17 protein-coding genes and 1 riboswitch are annotated in these 17,436 nt (G+C 69.9%); of the genes, 6 read left to right on the plus strand and 11 right to left on the minus strand.

Annotation, left to right across the window (positions count from 1 at the left end):
• Positions 1-129 precede the first annotated feature (129 nt).
• Together NH339_RS12540 and NH339_RS12545 are read right to left on the minus strand one after the other, a co-directional pair.
• Positions 130-1,095 (minus strand): C40 family peptidase, encoded by a 966-nt coding sequence (locus NH339_RS12540; protein WP_253025772.1) that lies wholly within the window; start codon positions 1,093-1,095, stop codon positions 130-132.
• Positions 1,096-1,119: 24 nt separating this feature from the next.
• Positions 1,120-1,283: riboswitch (cyclic di-AMP (ydaO/yuaA leader) on the minus strand.
• Between the two features lie 95 nt (positions 1,284-1,378).
• Complete coding sequence (locus NH339_RS12545) at positions 1,379-1,600, minus strand: hypothetical protein (RefSeq protein ID WP_067858351.1); 222 nt, start codon at positions 1,598-1,600, stop codon at positions 1,379-1,381.
• A gap of 777 nt (positions 1,601-2,377) precedes the next feature.
• On the opposite strand from NH339_RS12545, the gene NH339_RS12550 reads away from it, so the two are divergent.
• Together NH339_RS12550 and NH339_RS12555 are read left to right on the plus strand one after the other, a co-directional pair.
• The gene (locus NH339_RS12550; RefSeq protein ID WP_253025774.1) at positions 2,378-4,117 is read left to right on the plus strand and encodes a DEDD exonuclease domain-containing protein; all 1,740 of its coding nucleotides are present in this window, start codon (positions 2,378-2,380) and stop codon (positions 4,115-4,117) included.
• Positions 4,114-4,389 (plus strand): Lrp/AsnC family transcriptional regulator, encoded by a 276-nt coding sequence (locus tag NH339_RS12555; RefSeq protein ID WP_067858357.1) that lies wholly within the window; start codon positions 4,114-4,116, stop codon positions 4,387-4,389. Before NH339_RS12550 ends, NH339_RS12555 begins: the two co-directional genes overlap by 4 nt.
• A gap of 9 nt (positions 4,390-4,398) precedes the next feature.
• Here the strand turns inward: NH339_RS12555 and trpD are convergent, their stop codons facing one another.
• Positions 4,399-5,445: an anthranilate phosphoribosyltransferase gene (gene trpD / locus NH339_RS12560; RefSeq protein WP_253025775.1), complete on the minus strand. Its 1,047-nt coding sequence runs from the start codon at positions 5,443-5,445 to the stop codon at positions 4,399-4,401.
• The gene (locus NH339_RS12565; protein ID WP_374208294.1) at positions 5,442-5,852 is read right to left on the minus strand and encodes a hypothetical protein; all 411 of its coding nucleotides are present in this window, start codon (positions 5,850-5,852) and stop codon (positions 5,442-5,444) included. Before NH339_RS12565 ends, trpD begins: the two co-directional genes overlap by 4 nt.
• 93 nt (positions 5,853-5,945) lie before the next feature.
• Between NH339_RS12565 and NH339_RS12570 the strand changes: the two genes are divergently transcribed.
• The 4 genes from NH339_RS12570 to NH339_RS12585 all read left to right on the plus strand — a co-directional run bounded on the left by NH339_RS12570 (position 5,946) and on the right by NH339_RS12585 (position 10,215).
• Positions 5,946-6,515 (plus strand): heme-copper oxidase subunit III, encoded by a 570-nt coding sequence (locus NH339_RS12570; RefSeq protein WP_236749881.1) that lies wholly within the window; start codon positions 5,946-5,948, stop codon positions 6,513-6,515.
• A gap of 96 nt (positions 6,516-6,611) precedes the next feature.
• Positions 6,612-7,442 (plus strand): c-type cytochrome, encoded by an 831-nt coding sequence (locus tag NH339_RS12575; protein WP_253025778.1) that lies wholly within the window; start codon positions 6,612-6,614, stop codon positions 7,440-7,442.
• 5 nt (positions 7,443-7,447) lie between these two features.
• Entirely contained in the window at positions 7,448-8,515 is a 1,068-nt protein-coding gene (locus NH339_RS12580; RefSeq protein ID WP_253025780.1) for a ubiquinol-cytochrome c reductase iron-sulfur subunit, read from the plus strand.
• Positions 8,512-10,215 carry a cytochrome bc complex cytochrome b subunit gene (locus NH339_RS12585; RefSeq protein WP_067858368.1) on the plus strand — a complete coding sequence of 568 codons (1,704 nt, stop codon included), beginning with the start codon at positions 8,512-8,514 and terminating at the stop codon, positions 10,213-10,215. Before NH339_RS12580 ends, NH339_RS12585 begins: the two co-directional genes overlap by 4 nt.
• A 798-nt stretch (positions 10,216-11,013) precedes the next feature.
• Here NH339_RS12585 and NH339_RS12590 read toward each other — a convergent pair.
• The 7 genes from NH339_RS12590 to NH339_RS12620 all read right to left on the minus strand — a co-directional run.
• Positions 11,014-12,195, minus strand: a complete 1,182-nt coding sequence (locus NH339_RS12590; RefSeq protein WP_253025782.1) for an Ig-like domain-containing protein — start codon at positions 12,193-12,195, stop codon at positions 11,014-11,016.
• A 39-nt stretch (positions 12,196-12,234) separates the two neighbouring features.
• Entirely contained in the window at positions 12,235-12,639 is a 405-nt protein-coding gene (locus NH339_RS12595) for a cytochrome c oxidase subunit 4 (protein ID WP_308207072.1), read from the minus strand.
• A 3-nt stretch (positions 12,640-12,642) separates the two neighbouring features.
• Positions 12,643-14,313, minus strand: a complete 1,671-nt coding sequence (ctaD, locus tag NH339_RS12600) for a cytochrome c oxidase subunit I (protein WP_253025790.1) — start codon at positions 14,311-14,313, stop codon at positions 12,643-12,645.
• Positions 14,314-14,399: 86 nt separating this feature from the next.
• Entirely contained in the window at positions 14,400-15,248 is an 849-nt protein-coding gene (gene coxB, locus NH339_RS12605; RefSeq protein WP_253025792.1) for a cytochrome c oxidase subunit II, read from the minus strand.
• A 120-nt stretch (positions 15,249-15,368) separates the two neighbouring features.
• Positions 15,369-16,343 (minus strand): PfkB family carbohydrate kinase, encoded by a 975-nt coding sequence (locus NH339_RS12610; RefSeq protein WP_253025784.1) that lies wholly within the window; start codon positions 16,341-16,343, stop codon positions 15,369-15,371.
• A gap of 273 nt (positions 16,344-16,616) precedes the next feature.
• A complete protein-coding gene (locus NH339_RS12615; RefSeq protein WP_067858379.1) occupies positions 16,617-16,994 on the minus strand; it encodes an iron-sulfur cluster assembly accessory protein in 378 nt (125 codons plus the stop codon).
• 121 nt (positions 16,995-17,115) lie between these two features.
• Positions 17,116-17,436 (minus strand): glycerate kinase (locus tag NH339_RS12620; protein ID WP_253025786.1); only part of this gene is annotated, 321 nt, incomplete at its 5' end.

A 17,436-nucleotide genomic window follows, 5' to 3' on the forward strand; every position in this document is an offset into this window, starting at 1 on the left:
GGCGGTCGGCTGCCCCGCCCAGGGTCGCTGCCACAGCAGCACCGCCGCGGCGACGGCCACGAGGACGGCGACGGCCACGACGTTGGCCGACGGCCTCCTCATGGCCGGCGCGGGTGGGTCATCGCAGGGTCAGCCGACGCGGCCGGCCATGGTGAAGCCGATGGACAGCGTCGTGATCTCGACCGTCTTGCCCGGACGCGGCGCGTGGATGACCTTGCCGTCGCCCAGGTAGATGCCGTCGTGGGACATGTCGGGGAAGAACACGATGTCGCCGGGCTGGACCTGGCTGATCGGGACGGGCTGCGAGGCCTGGTACTGCGGGCCGACGACGCGCGGCAGCGACGCACCGGCAGCCTCGAAGGACTTCATGACCAGGCCCGAGCAGTCGTAGCCGTCGGGGCCGACCCCACCGTAGATGTAGGGCTTGCCGAGCTGGGCCATCGCGAACTGGATGGCGGCGGCGCCGCGGCCGCTGGCCTCGACCTTGAAGTCGACGGTGGTGTCGCTCTTCGTCAGCGTCTTCTGCTGCGGGGCGGACAGCCGCGACAGGGCCGTCTTCGCCTCCTGGTAGCGGCTCTCGATCTCGTCGCGCTTCGCGTCGGCACGGTCGCGGTCGCGGTCGAGCTCGGCCTTGCGCTCCTTCAGCAGCGTGCGCCGGTTCTTGAGCTCCTTGGCGGTGGCGGCGAACGCCTCGACGGCGTCGGCGCGGGTGCTGTTGAGGGCCTGGACGGCACCGAGGCCCTCGAGGAACTGCTGCGGGTCCTTGCTGCCGAAGAGGCTCGCGGTCGGCCCGAGCGGGTTGTCGAGCTGCTGCTGGACGACGGACGCGCCGAGCGCCTTGCGCTGACGCTCGTACACGGCGAGCTGGTCGGCGATGTCGGCGTCGAGGTCGGCGATCTCGGCGCGCGCCTCCTTGACGTCCTCCTCGAGCTGGTTGGCCTGCTCGTTCGCGACCTCGGCCTCGTGGAACGCCTTCTCGACGTCGGCGGGGGTCACGCGGTCGGCCTGCGCGGGGCCGACGAGGCCGAGCGTCGCTCCGACCGTCAGGACGGCGACCGCGGCGGCGGTGCGATGGGTGCGGGTCGTCCGGGGCATGCCTCGTCGGTGCACGTGTGCTCTCTCCAGTGTCCTCGTCGCCTACCGGGTGAGCTGACGGGTTCGGGCCAAGGTCTGCCCTACGTGGCACCGTGCGGGACGGCGCCACGATTCACCCCAGGAACATGGTTCCCCGGTCCGGCCTGGACGTCTTCCCCACGTCCGGGCCGGTTCGGCGGTGCGTCCGATGCCGCTCAGGGTGAGCAGCATGCTCCGGTCGCACAGTGGCCGAGTCTAGCCGACGAGGGGTCGCGTCGAGGAGGGGTTCCCACGGCGAGCCGCGTCACCCTGCCTGCACGTCGGGGCCCGACAGCGGGGTCACGAGCCGCAGCGGCGGCACGAGCCCCTCGTCGGCGAGGGCCGTGAGCGCCGCCATCTCCTCCGGCGCCACCTCCACCCCCTGCGGCGGCCCCCCGAGCAGGACGCTCACCACGCAGTCGCCGCACGCGCTGGCACTGCGCACCAGGCAGCTGTCGCAGTCGATGACGACGGATTCACTGTTCATGCCCACGACGCTAGACAGCGGTCCCGACAGAAACCCTGCAGCGCGATACCGGCTGTCGGTGGGGGCGTCGGGCGGGGGCTGCTGTGGTCTCGTCGTGCTGGTGCGCTGCCTGCGGGGGGCTCGTCGTGCTGGTGCGCTGCCTCGGCTGGCGCTGGGGGTGGTCTCCGAAAAGGCCTCGACCGGGCGGCTGGGTGCTCCTGCGGCTGGGTTCTCGGGCTGTGGCCTTTGGTGGACGCAAGATCCTGCGTTCGTGCGCTGGAAGGCCAAGCCTTCTGCGTCTGTTACGGGATCCCGTCACCAACGCAGAAGCGTTCGACCCCCAGCGCACGAAGGAAGAATCAAGGGCGCCCTTGGGGGTGGGACGGGCAGCGCTTCTCCCTTCTCGTGGACCGTGCCACGAGAAGGGAGAATCCCTGCCACCCCCGCCCCCTCAGCGGTAGATCCACCACCTCTAGAGCGCTCAGAAGGGTGGCAGATCCACCGCCGGGTCCGATTCGGTGGCACATCTACCGCTGAGGGGGCGCAAACGCAGAATCGTGCGTCCACCTAGTGCGCAACCCGCAGCCCGAGTTCCCAGGCCAGTGCGGTCGCCAGCCGCCCGGTCGAGGCCCTTGCGGAGCGCAGGTCGACGAGAAGCCGCGCCGACGCAGCCCCACCCGAAAGAGAAGCCGCACCGACGCATCCGCAGGTCGACGAGACGCCGCACCAGCGCAGCCGCAGGACAAGACAAGACAAGACCCCCCGACTCTGTCCGACCCGACGCCTACGGTCACCTCCGTGACCAGCCAGCCCACGCGACCCCTGCACCACCAGGCCAGCTTCGAGGAGCTGGGCCGGCCGTTGAGCGACGTCACGTTCTGCGTGGTCGACCTCGAGACGACGGGCGGGTCGCCGAAGGCGGGGGCGCGGATCACCGAGATCGGTGCGGTCAAGGTGCGCGGCGGCGAGGTGCTGGGCGAGCTGCAGACGCTCGTGAACCCCGAGGAGAGCATCCCGGCGTTCATCACGGTCCTCACGGGCATCACCGACGCGATGGTGGTGGAGGCGCCGCGGATCGCCGAGGCGCTGCCCAGCTTCCTCGAGCTCGCGGCGGGCAGCGTGCTGGTGGCGCACAACGCACCCTTCGACGTCGGCTTCCTGAAGCACAACGCGCGCGAGCTGGGCATCCCGTGGCCGCGGTTCGAGGTGCTCGACACCGCGGTGCTCGCGCGTCGGGCGCTGCTGCGCGAGGAGGTGCGCAACGTGAAGCTCTCGACGCTCGCCGCGCACTTCGGTGCCGGCACGACCCCCGACCACCGCGCCCTGCACGACGCCCGCGCGACCGTCGACGTGCTGCACGGGCTGTTCGAGCGGCTCGGCTCGCTCGGCGTGCACACGCTCGAGGACGCGGTCACCTTCACCTCCAAGGTGACGCCCGAGCAGCGCCGCAAGCGTCACCTCGCCCAGCACCTGCCGCACGAGCCGGGGGTCTACCTCTTCCGCGACACGCGTGACGACGTGCTCTACGTCGGCACGTCGCGCGACCTGCGCAAGCGGGTCGGCAGCTACTTCACCGCCGCGGAGACGCGCACCCGGATGGGCGAGATGGTCAAGCTCGCCGAACGCGTCGACGCCGTCGTCTGCGCCACGGCGCTCGAGGCGCGGGTGCGCGAGCTGCGGCTCATCGCCGCGCACCGGCCGCCGTACAACCGGCGTTCACGCTTCCCCGAGCGCCAGTCGTGGATCAAGCTCACCCGCGAGCCCTGGCCGCGGCTGTCGATGGTGCGTCGCGTGCTCGACGACGACGCCGTGTACGTCGGTCCCTTCGGCCACCGCAGCCAGGGCGAGCTGGCGCTGGCGGCGCTGCACGAGACGTTCCAGGTGCGTCAGTGCACCACCCGCATGGGACGCCGACCGCGCGGCAGCACGTGCGCGCTGGCCGACCTCGGACGCTGCCTCGCGCCCTGCACCGGCGACCTCGACCCCGACGTCTACGCCACCGAGGTCGCCCGCCTCGACGCCGCGCTCACGGGCGATCCCGCCGAGGTCGTCGAGCGGCTGCGCGCACGCATGGGCGAGCTCGGGGCGCAGCAGCGCTACGAGGAGGCGGCGCAGGTACGCGACCGGCTGGCCGCGTCGCTGCGGGCCGTCGACCGCACGCAGCGGCTGCGGCAGCTCACCGACGTCGCCGAGCTCGTGGCCGCCGCACCGGCAGAGAAGGGCTGGGAGGTGCACGTCGTGCGCCACGGCCGGCTCGCCGCCGCGGGCCTGCTCCCCCGGCACGTGCACCCCGCCGCCTGGGTCGACACGCTGCTCGCCACCGCCGAGGACGTGCCCACGCCCAGCAACGGCACCCACCCGGCGCCGGCGGCCTCGGTCGAGGAGACCGAGACGCTCCTGCGCTGGCTCGAGTCCCCGGGCGTGCGCATGGTGCGAGGGTCCTGGCAGGTCCCGACGGCCGGCGCGGCCCGGCACGTCGCCGCCCTCCCGACGGAGTCCGACGACCAGCGCGCCACGCGGTCTAGGCTGTCGGCGTGATCACCGCCATCGTCTTCATCCAGGCCGAGGTGTCCCGGCTGTCCGAGACCGCCGCGCAGATCGCCGACCTCGACGGGGTGAGCGAGGTGTACTCCGTCACGGGCGACCTCGACCTCGTCGCGATGGTGCGGGTGCCGCGCATCGACGACGTGTCCGCGGTCGTCGCCGACCGGCTCAACAAGGTCGACGGCGTCCTGTCGACGCAGACGCAGATCGCCTTCCAGACGTTCAGCCGGCACGACCTCGAGGACGCGTTCAGCATCGGGCTCTGAGCCGACGGCTCAGTCGGTCGGCGCCAGCTCCTGCGTGACGGCGGACCAGCGGGCCAGCACGTCGCGCGCGGCCCCGGAGTCGATCGACGCCCGGGCCCGCTCGACACCCGCAGCCAGCCGTTCCAGCAGCGGTCCGCTGCCGCCGTCGTAGGCCGCGAGCGCAGCACCTGCGTTCAGCAGCACGGCGTCGCGGACGGGCGAGACCTCGCCGTCGAGGATCCGGCGGAACACGTCGGCGTTGTGCACGGGGTCGCCACCGCGCAGCGCCTCGGGCGACGACAGCGAGAACCCGAGCTCGCGCGGGTCGAGCACCTCCTCCTCGACGTCGGCGCCGACGACCGTCCACACTCGGGTGGTGGTCGTCGTCGTGATCTCGTCGAGACCGTCGTCGCCGCGGAAGACGAACGCGTCGTCGCCGCGGTCGGCGAAGACCTGCGCCATGAGCGGTGCCGTGCGCAGGTCGGAGCACCCGACCGCCGACGCCTGCGGACGCGCGGGGTTGACCAGCGGGCCGAGGACGTTGAACGGGGTGGCTATGCCGATCTCGCGCCGCGGCGGCCCGGTGAAGCGCAGCCCCGGGTGGAACAGCGGGGCGAAGCAGAAGGTGATGCCGGCGCGCTCGAGCACCGCCGGCACCGACTCGGCCGGCACGTCGAGCCGCACGCCCAGCACCTGGAACACGTCGGCGGTGCCGCTCTGGCTCGACGCGGCGCGGTTGCCATGCTTGACGACGGGCGCACCCGCCCCGGCCGCCGTGACGGCCGACATGGAGGAGATGTTGACCGTCTTGGCCCGGTCGCCACCGGTGCCGACGATGTCGACCACACGGCCGGGGACGTCGACGAGGACGGCGTGCGACAGCAGCGCGTCGACCAGTCCCTGCAGCTCGGCCTGGGAGATGCCCTTCGCGCGCAGCGCCACCGCGAACGCGGCGATCTGCGCCGGTGTGCTCTCGCCCTCGAGGATCGCCGCCATCGCCCACGCGGTCGACGCGGAGTCCAGGTCGCGGCCTCCGACGAGCTCGTCGAGCACGTCGGGCCAGGTGCGCGCGCTCACCCGGGCTGCAGCACGGAGCGCGCGAGGTCGACGAACACCTCGGCGAGCCGCAGCGGGTCGATCGGGTGGGACACGGCAGCGTCGGCGCGCGACCAGGTCGCGAGCCAGGCGTCCTGCGGGCGGCCGGTCAGCACGAGCACCGGCGGCGCCTGGAAGACCTCGTCCTTCATCTGCCGCGCGACGCCCAGCCCGCCGACGGGCGTCGACTCGCCGTCGAGCACGACGAGGTCGGGACGGCGACGGGCGTCGTCGAGGTGCTGCCAGACGACCGGCTCCGTCGCGCACTCGACGAACTCGACCTCCGGGAGGTCGGGGTGCGGGCGCGTGCCCAGCGCCGCCATGACGGCGTTCCGCACGTCTCGGTCGTCGCTGTAGACCAGGACTCGGAACCTGCTGCGCTCGGTCACGTGGGAATCGTACATAATGAGCGCGTGGCCACTACTTCCGTGATCCCCGCGTCCCGACTCCACGGCACCGAGGGACGTCCCTCCATGGTGACGGTGGGCACGATCGTCTGGCTCTCGAGCGAGCTGATGTTCTTCGCCGGCCTCTTCGCCGCGTACTTCACCGTCAAGAACGTCACGCCGGCGCTCTGGGACCAGGAGACGCAGCTGCTGAACGTGCCGTTCGCAGCCGTCAACACCTCGATCCTCGTGCTGTCGTCGCTGACCTGCCAGTTCGGCGTCTTCGCGGCCGAGCGCGGCCGTCCCGGACGCACGGGGACCCTGCTGCAGTTCCGCAAGTGGGGCATGCGCGAGTGGTTCGTCCTCACCTACGTCATGGGTGCGATCTTCATCGGCGGCCAGGCGTTCGAGTACGCCGAGCTGGTCCACGAGGGCGTGACCATCCCGTCCTCGGCCTACGGCTCCCTCTTCTACCTCGCCACCGGCTTCCACGGCATCCACGTCGTCGGCGGTCTGCTGGCCTTCCTGCTGGTGATCGGCCGCACGTTCGTCGCCCGCCGCTTCACGCACGAGCAGGCCATCTCCGCGATCGTCGTGTCGTACTACTGGCACTTCGTCGACATCGTCTGGGTCGCCCTGTTCGCGACCATCTACCTGATCCGCTGACGCCTGCCGCACGGCTCGGCGTTAGGCCAACCTAAGCCTGCGGACCTGGCAGAACGCTAGGTACGCTGGTTACCCCTGACAGGAATGAGGTTCTCGGTGCGCACTCTGTCGACCCGCCGCCGTCACCCCCTCGCCGGACTCGTCGTCCTGGTGCTCGGTCTCGTGGCCGCGGCCGGGCTCTGGTCCGCGCTCGCCCCGAAGCCCGCACAGGCGGAGCAGTACACGGCACGCGACGTCGAGGCGGGGCGCGAGCTCTTCCTCATCGGCTGCGCCAGCTGCCACGGGCAGAACGCCGAGGGCATCACGACCAAGGACGGCGGCAACTACGGGCCGTCGCTGATCGGCGTCGGCGCCGCCGCCGTCGACTTCCAGGTCGGCACCGGCCGCATGCCGATGGCGCAGAGCGCCCCGCAGGCGCCGCGCAAGGCACCCGAGTACGACGCCGAGGAGACGCGCCAGCTGTCCGCGTACATCGCGTCGCTGGCCCCCGGGCCGGCCATCCCGGCCGAGGAGTACCTCAACTACCAGGACGTCGACGTCGAGGGCCTGCGCGAGGGCGGCGAGTTCTTCCGCACCAACTGCACCGCCTGCCACAACTCCGTCGGCGCCGGCGGCGCGCTGCCGAACGGCCGCTACGCCCCGACGCTCAAGGGCGTCAGCGCCAAGCACATCTACGAGGCCATGGTCACCGGGCCGCAGCAGATGCCGGTCTTCAACGACGACCTCATCACCCCTGAGGACAAGCGCAACGTCATCGCCTACATCAAGCGCGTCCAGGAGCAGCCGAACTACGGCGGCATCGGCGGCGGCGGCCTCGGCCCGGTCGTCGACGGCGTGTTCGTCTGGGTCCTCGGCATCGGCGGTCTGATCGGCTTCGCGATCTGGATCGGTGCCCACGGAGCGCGATCGAAGAAGAAGAAGGCCTGAACGAGATGAGTGACGAGATCCAGTCCCACGACAGCAGCAGCACCCCCGTCCGCACCGAGCCGGTGCAGGACCCGGGCCTGCAGCCGCACCAGTGGCGGCCCACCGACGTCGACCCGGCGCAGGAGCGCCGCGCCGAGCGTCAGATCTCCGGCATGTTCACGGTCGCGGCGCTGCTGTTCGTGCTGTTCGCGGTCTCCTACTTCGCGATCGACTCCGACCAGACGTTCCTCAACTGGTCCGCGTCGAACTTCGCGCTCGGCGCGACGCTCGGCGGCGGTCTGCTGCTGATCGGCGTCGGGATCATCCAGTGGGCCAAGAAGCTCATGGGCGACCACGAGATGGTCGAGATGCGTCACCCGGCCCGCTCCTCCGCCGAGGACCGCGAGGCCGTCATGGCCGACATCAACGCCGGCCTGCAGGAGTCGGGCGTCGGGCGTCGTCCACTCATCCGCAACAGCCTCTTCCTCTCCGTGGGCGCGCTCGCGGTCCCGTCGGTCGTGCTGCTGCGCGACCTCGGCCCGCTCCCCCACGGCCAGGACGAGACCGTCTGGAAGAAGGGCATGCGCGTCGTCAACGACGTCTCGGGCCTGCCCATCCGCCCCGAGGAGATCGAGGTCGGTCAGCTCATCAACGCCGAGCCGGCCGTCTTCTTCCCCGCCGAGGGCGAGGAGGAGGCCGAGGTCCACGGCCACGAGCTCCTCGCGGCCAAGTCGAAGGCCGCCATCATCGTCGTGCGCATGCGCCCGGAGGACATCACGCCCTCCGAGGGTCGCGAGAACTGGGGCATCGACGGCATCCTCTGCTACTCCAAGATCTGCACGCACGTCGGCTGCCCGATCTCGCTGTGGGAGCAGCAGACGCACCACCTGCTCTGCCCCTGCCACCAGTCGACGTTCGACCTCGCCGACAACGGCAAGGTCATCTTCGGCCCCGCCCACCGTCCACTGCCGCAGCTGCCGCTCGGCGTGGACTCCGAGGGCTACATCATCGCGATGAGCGACTTCCCCGAGATCGTGGCGCCCAGCTATCCCGAGCTTGCGCGCGACCAGAAGAGACTGGATGGTGAGTCATGAGCACTGACACCTACACGCCGGTCGAGGACACGGGCTTCGGCAAGAAGGCCGCTGGTCCCGTCGGCTGGCTCGACGACCGCCTCGGACTGGCCGGGGTGGCGAAGAAGAACCTGCGCAAGGTCTTCCCGGAGCACTGGTCGTTCATGCTGGGCGAGATCGCCCTGTGGAGCTTCGTCGTGCTGCTGCTCACCGGCGTCTTCCTGACGTTCTGGTTCCAGCCGAGCATGTCCGAGGTCGTCTACGACGGCTCCTACGCCCCGTTCCGTGGGCTGGAGATGTCGCAGGCCTACGCCTCGACGCTGCACATCTCCTTCGACATCCGCGGCGGTCTGCTCATGCGGCAGATCCACCACTGGGCCGCAGCGCTGTTCGTCGGCGCGATGCTCGCCCACATGCTGCGCATCTTCTTCACGGGCGCGTACCGCAAGCCGCGTGAGATCAACTGGCTCATCGGCGTCGGTCTGCTGGCGCTCGGCATGGTCGAGGGCTTCGCGGGCTACTCGCTCCCCGACGACCTGCTGTCGGGCACGGGCCTGCGCTTCGTCGACGGTCTCATCCGCTCGATCCCGCTCGTCGGCTCCTACCTGGAGTTCTTCATCTTCGGCGGCGAGTTCCCGGGCGAGGAGATCATCCCCCGCCTGTACATGGCGCACATCCTGCTGATCCCCGCGCTGCTGCTCGGGCTGATCGCCGCGCACATGCTGCTGCTCGTCTACCACAAGCACACGCAGTGGCCGGGCGCCGGACGCACGAACGACAACGTGGTCGGCTACCCGATGCTCCCCGTGTACGCGGCCAAGGCCGGCGGCTTCTTCTTCGTCGTCTTCGGCTTCACCGCCCTCATGGGCGCGCTGGTGCAGATCAACCCGGTGTGGGCGTACGGTCCGTACAACCCGTCGGAGGTCACGGCCGGCTCGCAGCCCGACTGGTACATGGGCTTCTCCGAGGGTCTCGTGCGCATCATGCCGAACTGGGAGAGCACCTTCCTCGGCCACACCTGGAGCTGGAACGTCTTCATCCCGGGTGTCGGCGGACTGGGCCTGCTGTTCACGGTCCTCGCCCTGTGGCCGTTCGTGGAGCGCTGGGTGACCGGCGACCAGCGTGAGCACCACCTGCTGGAGCGTCCGCGCAACGCCCCGACCCGCACGGGTCTCGGTGTCGCCGGCATGACGTTCTACGGTGTCGGCTGGGCTGCCGGCGGCAACGACATCATCGCCACGCAGTTCCACCTGAGCATCAACGCGCTGACGCACATCTTCCGGATCGGCATCTTCCTGTTCCCGGTGATCGCGTTCATCATCACGCGACGGATCTGCATCGGTCTGCAGCGCGCCGACCAGAACAAGATCCTGCACGGCTACGAGACCGGTGTCATCGAGCGTTCGCCCGACGGCAGCTACGCGGAGCGTCACGCCCCGCTCCCGGTCACGGAGCAGTACCGCCTCACGGCGCACGACCGCCTCCCGGCGCTCGAGGCTCCGGCCGAGACGGACGAGAACGGCGTCGCGCTGCCGCACGGCCGGGTCGCGAAGGTCCGCCACCGGGTGCGCTCGTTCTACTACAAGGGTGCGATCGACAAGCCGACGCTGGCCGAGGTCGAGCACGCCGACGAGCACCTGGCCGAGATCGAGGGCCACCCGGTGCACCTCGGTGAGGACTTCCAGGGCGTGTCGGAGACCGGCATCCCGAAGTCGCACTGACCGACCGCACGCACGACGAAGGGCCCCGGAGCACTCCGGGGCCCTTCGTCGTCCCCTCCCCCTGCCCTGCGGGTCATGGGGTCGTCGTCCTCGAGGTTGCGTTGGCTGCGGTGGTCGTGGCCTTGGTGGTGCGCTGGCGCCGGGGGTCTGGGCTTGGTGGTGCCCTGGCTGAGGGGGTCTGGGCTTGTTGCTGCGCTGCCTCGGCTGGCGCTGGGGGTGGTCTCCGAAAGGGCCTCGACCGGGCGGCTGGCAGCAGCGTTGGGTTGGGCACTCGGGCTGTGGCCCGCGTCGGACGCAGGGATCTGCGTTCGTGCGTGGGACTCCGAGGCTTCTGCGTTCCCTACGGGATCCCGTCACCAACGCAGAAGCGTTCGAGTCTCAGCGCATGAAGGAAGAATCGTGGGTGCCCTTGGGGGTGGGGTGGGCAGCGCTTCTCCCTTCTCGTGGCACGGTCCACGAGAAGGGAGAACCTCTGCCACGTCTGACCCTCGGCGATGCGGTGGCAAACCCACCGCTCGACCCTCAACACCAACCCGCAGCCCGAGACCCCAGACCAGCGCAGTCGCCAGCCGCCCGGTCGAGGCCCTTTCGGAGCGCAGGACGAGTCGAAGCCGCGCCAACGCAACCCCAACCGACCACGAAGCCGCGCCAGCGCAGCCCCAACCGACCACGAAGCCGCACCAACGCAGCCCCACCCGAGAGAGAACCCGCAGGACGAGCCCTCAGCCGCCCCACACGCAGGCAGGACGCGCAGGCGCGCCCGAGCCCACTTTCCCCCGCCGGACGGGCCGGAGGGGGTCAGGACGCGCGCTTGAGGGCGGAACCCTGGACCCAGTCGCTCCAGCGGGTGTTCCAGTCGGTCCAGCCGTTGTTCTCCTCGAGGGAGCGGCCGCTGTTGACGAACTTCACGACGTCGCCGCGGCGCGATTGGTCGTAGATCCACTGGGCGTCGGCGGTGCTCATGCCGACGCAGCCGTGGCTCACGTTCTCCCGGCCCTGGGAGCCGACCGACCAGGGGGCGGCGTGAAGGAACTCGCCGGAGTTCGTCACCCGCATCGCCCACCGGACGTCGCTGATGTCGTAGTAGTCGGGGTCGGACTCCGAGACTCCCGTCGAGGCGGCGTCCATGTCGACCGACGCGAACTTCTCCATGATGACCTTCGTGCCGCCGCGGGTCTCGTGGCCCGGCTTGCCGGTCGAGACCGGGATGGTGCGCACGTCGCGGCCGTCGACGTTCATCGTCAGCGTGTGCCGCGCGACGTCGACCGTCGACACGATGCGACGTCCTACCGTGAACGGCACGTGCTGGTCCTGCTGGCCGTACACGCCGTTGCCGGCGGGCAGGCTGTTGAGGTCGAGGTCGACGGACACCTTCGTCCCGGCGGGCCAGAACTCCTTCGGCCGGTAGTGCACCACCGTGTCGCTCATCCAGTGCCAGGCACCCTCGACCTTCGGGGTGGAGGTGACGTGCATGTGCTGCTCGAACAGCTTCTTGTTCTCCACGGGCACGTCGAACGTCACGATGACCGGCATGCCCACGCCCACCGTCTCGTTCGCGAGCGGGGCGACCGCCGGGTACGTCTGCTGGTCCAGCGTCAGGGCCCGCGTCGTGAAGGTGCGCACCAGCTTCGCTGGCTTCCCGTCGGTGCCCTCCGCCTGTGCGGTCAGCGTGTACGCGGTGCCGGGCTCCAGCCGCGACGTGGCCGCCCAGCGACCGTCCCCGCCCTCGCCCTTGACGACCTGCTTGCCGTCCGACGACGTCAGCGACGCCTCCGTGACGGTGCCGTGCTGCACCTCGACCGAGACGACCGTGTCGACGGGGACGTCGGACGCCTGGTCCTCGACGTTCGCGCTCACCGTGGCCGGCTGCTGCGTCGGTGTCGCCGACGGCTGCTCGGAACGGGCGGCCGTGCAGGCCCCCAGGGTGACCAGGAGGACGGCACCCACCAGCAGGCGCAGGGAACGGTTCGTCGTGCTCACCGCGTCATTCTACGTGGTGAGCACGAACGCACCGACCAGTCAGTGGGCGTGCACGCCCCGGTAGTACTCGTACACCCAGCCGCAGACCGTCACCGCGCCGATGGTGGCGCCGATGATGAACAGCCACCAGCCCACGACGACGCCCAGGACGATCGTCCCGAGCGCCAGGGCGCAGTAGAGCGGCCACCAGCTGTACGGCGGGAAGAAGCCCAGCTCACCCGCACCGTCGGCGATCTCGGCATCGTCGAGGTCCTCCGGACGGGCCGGGATCTGCTTGGCGACCACGTAGAGGTAGAAGCCGAGCAGCGCGCACAGCAGGAACGTCATGACGAGCGCCGTGGTGCCCGTCGGGTCCTCCGTCAGCACCCAGTACACGGGCGCGATGAAGACGAAGAAGATCCCGCAGGAGATGATGACCCAGTACTCGGCCTTCATGCCCTTCATCGGTCACTCACCGTCCTTCTGCTGCTTGGCGTCCTTGATGGCCGCACCCTTGCCGTTCGTGTTCGGGGCGTCGGCGAAGACGCCGCCCTCGTCGGGGTTGTGCAGCAGCTCCAGCTCGGCGATCTCCGGGTGGTGCAGGTCGAACGCGGGGCTCTCGCTGCGGACCCGGGGCAGGGAGTGGAAGTTGTGCCGCGGCGGGGGCGAGCTCGTGGCCCACTCCAGCGAGCGACCCCAGCCCCACGGGTCGTCGAGCTTGACCAGCGGGCTCTTGCGCGACTTCCACACGTTCCACAGGAACGGCAGCGTCGAGGCACCGAGCAGGAAGGCACCGATCGAGGAGATCTCGTTCAGCGTCGTGAAGCCGTCGTTGGGGCCGTAGTCGGCGTAGCGGCGCGGCATGCCCTCGACACCCAGCCAGTGCTGGACGAGGAAGGTCATGTGGAAGCCGATGAACAGCAGCCAGAAGTGGATCTTGCCGAGCTTCTCGTCGAGCATCCGCCCGGTGAGCTTCGGCCACCAGTAGTAGAAGCCGGCGAACATCGCGAACACCACGGTGCCGAAGACGACGTAGTGGAAGTGCGCCACGACGAAGTAGGAGTCCGAGAGCGGGAAGTCCAGCGTCGGCGACGCCAGGATGACGCCCGTCAGACCACCGAAGAGGAAGGTCACGAGGAAGCCGAGCGAGAACACCATGGGGGTGTCGAACGAGATGCTCCCGCCCCAGATCGTGCCGATCCAGTTGAAGAACTTCACCCCGGTCGGCACCGCGATCAGGAACGTCATGAAGCTGAAGAACGCGAGGTCGACCGCACCCGTGACGAACATGTGGTGCGCCCACACCGCCACCGAGAGCGCCGCGATCAGCAGCGTCGCGGCCACGAGACCGACGTAGCCGAAGATCGGCTTGCGGCTGAAGACCGGCAGGATCTCGGAGATGATGCCGAAGAACGGCAGCGCGATGATGTACACCTCGGGGTGCCCGAAGAACCAGAACAGGTGCTGCCACAGGATCGGGCCACCGTTCGCGGCGTCGAACACGTGCGCCCCGAGCATCCGGTCCGCGGCCAGCGTCAGGAGCGCGGCGGCGAAGATCGGGAACGCGATGAGCACCAGCAGGCTGGTGACCAGCGTGTTCCACACGAAGATCGGCATGCGGAACATCGTCATGCCGGGCACGCGCATGCAGAAGATCGTGGTGATGAAGTTGACGGCACCGAGGATCGTGCCCAGACCCGACATCCACAGACCCATGACCCAGAGGTCACCGCCGATGCCGGGCGAGTTGACGCCGTCCGACAGCGGGGCGTAGGCGAACCAGCCGAAGCTGGCCGCGCCGCCGGGCACGAACAGGCCGGAGACCACGATCGTGGAGCCGAACAGGTACAGCCAGTAGCTGAACATGTTCAGGCGCGGGAACGCGACGTCGGGCGCACCGATCTGCAGCGGCATGATCGCGTTGCCGAAGCCGAAGAACAGCGGCGTCGCGAACATCAGCAGCATGATCGTGCCGTGCATCGTGAAGGCCTGGTTGTAGGCCTCGTCCGACAGCAGGTTCGAGCCGGGCTGCATGAGGTTCGCGCGGATCGCCAGCGCGAGCACGCCGCCGATCAGGAAGAAGATGAAGGACGTCGCCAGGTACATGTTGCCGATCACCTTGTGATCGGTGGTCGTCATGATCGTGACGACCTTCTGGCCGAGCGTCGTCTCGCGACGGACGGTGGTGGTCTCCCGACCGTCGTCGAATGCCGCAGTGGTGGCCATCAGTTACCCGCTCCGTCCTGGACGTCCTGGTCGTCCTCCGTGTCGGCGCCGCGCAGACCGGCGACCGCGTCGGCCTCCTTCTGTCCCGCGGGGGCACCGATCTGACCGATCCTGACGAGGTCCTGGAGGTGGGCCTCGTACTCCTCGGGCGAGACCACGTTGACCTTGAAGATCATCCGCGAGTGGTACAGCCCGCACAGCTCGGCGCACCGTCCGGTGAACGTGCCCTCGCGCGTCGGCGTCATGTCGAACGTGTTCTCACGCCCGGGGACGACGTCCATCTTGAAGTAGAACTCGGGGATCCAGAAGGAGTGGATCACGTCGGGGCTGCGCAGGTTGAAGCGCACCGACTCGCCCTTCGGCAGCCAGAGCTCGGCCGGCTGGTCGGGCGTGCCGAAGTCGTAGACGTCCTCGCCCTGCGTGGCGTCCTCGTCGAGGTAGTTGAAGGCCCACTGCCACTTCGAGCCGACGACCTCGATCGTGTGGTCGGGGTTGTCGACCTTCTCGAGCACCTCGTTCTGGCTCGTGACGGTGTGGAAGAAGAACACCGCGACGACGATCACCGGGGCGATCGTGTACAGCGCCTCGAGCGGCAGGTTGTAGCGCACCTGCGTCGGCACCTCGTCGTCGCTGCGACGGCGGTAGCGCACGGAGGCGTAGACGATGAGCCCGAAGACGAGCACGAACACGACCAGCACGGCGATCCAGGCGCCGAGCCACAGGTCCCACACGGGCTGCGACCGGTCACTGGCGGCGACAGGAAGCGCGAGGCGCTTGATGTCGTGGTCCGCGACGGGCGAGCAACCACTCAGGAGAACTGCGACGACGACAGCAGCCGCCAGCTTCATCCGACCCACGAGGCGCCTTTCTTGTCCACACCACTCATGCGATGACCTGTTCACAGTACCCTCACTCGTCGCTCGTCGAGCAGGTAAGGGCACCCTTGCCCCGAGCCGTGTCGGGGACGTTCACGCGAGGTCCAGCGCGGCGGACACCTCGGCCCGCGCGTCGTCGCCGTAGGCCGAGCCCAGACGGTCGAGGAACGCCTCGCGCGTCAGCGTGTACTCCTGGGTACCCGTCGTCTCGACGACGCTGGCCGCGATCGTGCAGCCGATCTGCGCCGACCGCTCCAGGTCCAGGCCGGCGGCCACGCCCGCGAGGAACCCGCCGCGGAAGGAGTCGCCGACGCCCGTGGGGTCGACCGCGTCGACGTCGGGGATCGCCGCGACCTCGATCGGCGCGCCGTCGGACGGGTAGACCGTCACGCCGTCCTTGCCGCGGGTCACGACGCGCGTGCCGACGTGCGCCTGCACCTCGTCCTCGCTCCAGCCGGTCTTCGTCTGGATGAGCGCCGACTCGTAGTCGTTGCTGAAGAGGTAGGCCGCACCGTCGACGAGGTCGCGGATCAGGTCGCCGTCGGCCCACGCCAGCTGCTGCGACGGGTCCGCCGCGAACGGCACCCCCGCCTCGCGGCACGCCGCCGTGTGCCGGTTCATCGCCTCGGGGTCGTCCGGGCCGATGAGGACGAGGTCGAAGTCGCCGAGCTCGAGCACGTCGATCGTGCGGGCGTCGGCCATCGCGCCGGCGTAGAACGTGACGATCTGCGCGTGCGCGTCGTCGGTCGTGATCGTGCACAGCGCCGTGTGCTTGTCGGGCGACACGTGCACGCGCGAGCAGTCGACGCCCGCGTCCTCCAGCCACTGCTGGTAGCCCTGGTCGGCGAAGTCACGCCCCACCGACGCCACCAGCGTCGGCCGCAGCCCCAGCGCCGCCAGGCCGAACGCGATGTTCGCGGCGCACCCGCCGCGGCGGACGTCGAGGTCCTCCACCAGGAACGAGACGGACAGCTTGTCGAGCTGGTCCGGGACCAGGGAGTCCGAGAACTTCCCCGAGAAGACCTGCAGATGGTCGGTGGCCACAGAGCCGGCGATCGCGAGATGCACCAGACGAGACTAGACGACGGCCCCCTGCGTCCGCAGGGGGCCGTCGTGTGAGGAAGTCGGGCGTGACGTCGCGTCGCGCCGCTCGTGCCGGGTGGCTGCTCGAGACCGCTCTGGGCGGTCATGCTCCGTCGCTCACCTCGTGGCGGGGTCTGGACCGCTTGGAGGTCTCGATACAGCGGGACCGGCTTCGCCGGTGCACCACTCGACCTCTCGCCACCGTCGCTCGCAGGGCTCGCGAGGTGGCTCGATCGCAAAGCTCCCGAGGTCACTCCATCAGTGGAAGCTGTCGCCGCAGGCGCAGGAGCCGGTCGCCATCGGGTTGTCGATGGTGAAGCCCTGCTTCTCGATCGTGTCGACGAAGTCGATCGACGCGCCGTGCAGGTACGGCAGGCTCATGCGGTCGACGACGACGTTCACGCCGTCGAAGTCGCGGACCTCGTCGCCGTCGAGCGTGCGCTCGTCGAAGAACAGCTGGTAGCGCAGGCCCGAGCAGCCGCCGGGCTGCACCGCGATGCGCAGGGCGAGGTCGTCGCGACCCTCCTGGGCGAGCAGGCTCCGCACCTTCTCCGCAGCGTTCGCGGACAGGTTCACACCGTCGGCCGGGGCGGCGGTCTCGGTGGTCTCGGGGGTGGTGCTGCTGTCGACGCTCATGTCATCTCCGTCGGTCTCGGGTGCTCTCCTGGTGGACAACCAGGAGGAAGCCGGTTCCATTCCATCGTACGCGCCGATCCTCAGGAGATCCCTCGCCGGGCGCGGACGCGCGGGGCACCGATCAGCGCGACCAGGTGCGCGCCACCCGCTCGGCGACGTCGGCCAGCGCGCCCGACGGGTCCGCGAACGAGCGCTCCTCCCCCACCAGGTCGAGCATCGCGTACGCCGACTCGACGCCCATGGCCCGCATCTCCCGTGCGCCCACCGTCACCCGACCGGCGACCGCCACGCACGGTCGGGCGTGCCGTCCCGCCACCTGGGCGACCCCGTGCACGACCTTGCCGCTGCGCGAGGTGTGGTCGTAGGAGCCCTCGCCGGAGACCACCAGGTCGGCGGCCGCGCAGGCGGCGTCCAGCCCGACGGCCTCCGCCACGACCGCCAC

Origin of the sequence: Aeromicrobium sp. CnD17-E, from assembly GCF_024124745.1 — a bacterium.
Classification (GTDB): domain Bacteria; phylum Actinomycetota; class Actinomycetes; order Propionibacteriales; family Nocardioidaceae; genus Aeromicrobium.

Excerpts from the sequence above, each read along its gene's own strand:
- NH339_RS12540 (WP_253025772.1), bottom strand. The coding sequence starts at position 1,095 with ATGCCCCGGACGACCCGCACCCATCGCACCGCCGCCGCGGTCGCCGTC.
- NH339_RS12545 (WP_067858351.1), bottom strand. The coding sequence starts at position 1,600 with ATGAACAGTGAATCCGTCGTCATCGACTGCGACAGCTGCCTGGTGCGC.
- NH339_RS12580 (WP_253025780.1), top strand. The coding sequence starts at position 7,448 with ATGAGTGACGAGATCCAGTCCCACGACAGCAGCAGCACCCCCGTCCGC.
- NH339_RS12585 (WP_067858368.1), top strand. The coding sequence starts at position 8,512 with ATGAGCACTGACACCTACACGCCGGTCGAGGACACGGGCTTCGGCAAG.
- NH339_RS12595 (WP_308207072.1), bottom strand. The coding sequence starts at position 12,639 with ATGAAGGGCATGAAGGCCGAGTACTGGGTCATCATCTCCTGCGGGATC.
- ctaD (WP_253025790.1), bottom strand. The coding sequence starts at position 14,313 with ATGACGACCACCGATCACAAGGTGATCGGCAACATGTACCTGGCGACG.
- coxB (WP_253025792.1), bottom strand. The coding sequence starts at position 15,248 with ATGAAGCTGGCGGCTGCTGTCGTCGTCGCAGTTCTCCTGAGTGGTTGC.
- NH339_RS12615 (WP_067858379.1), bottom strand. The coding sequence starts at position 16,994 with ATGAGCGTCGACAGCAGCACCACCCCCGAGACCACCGAGACCGCCGCC.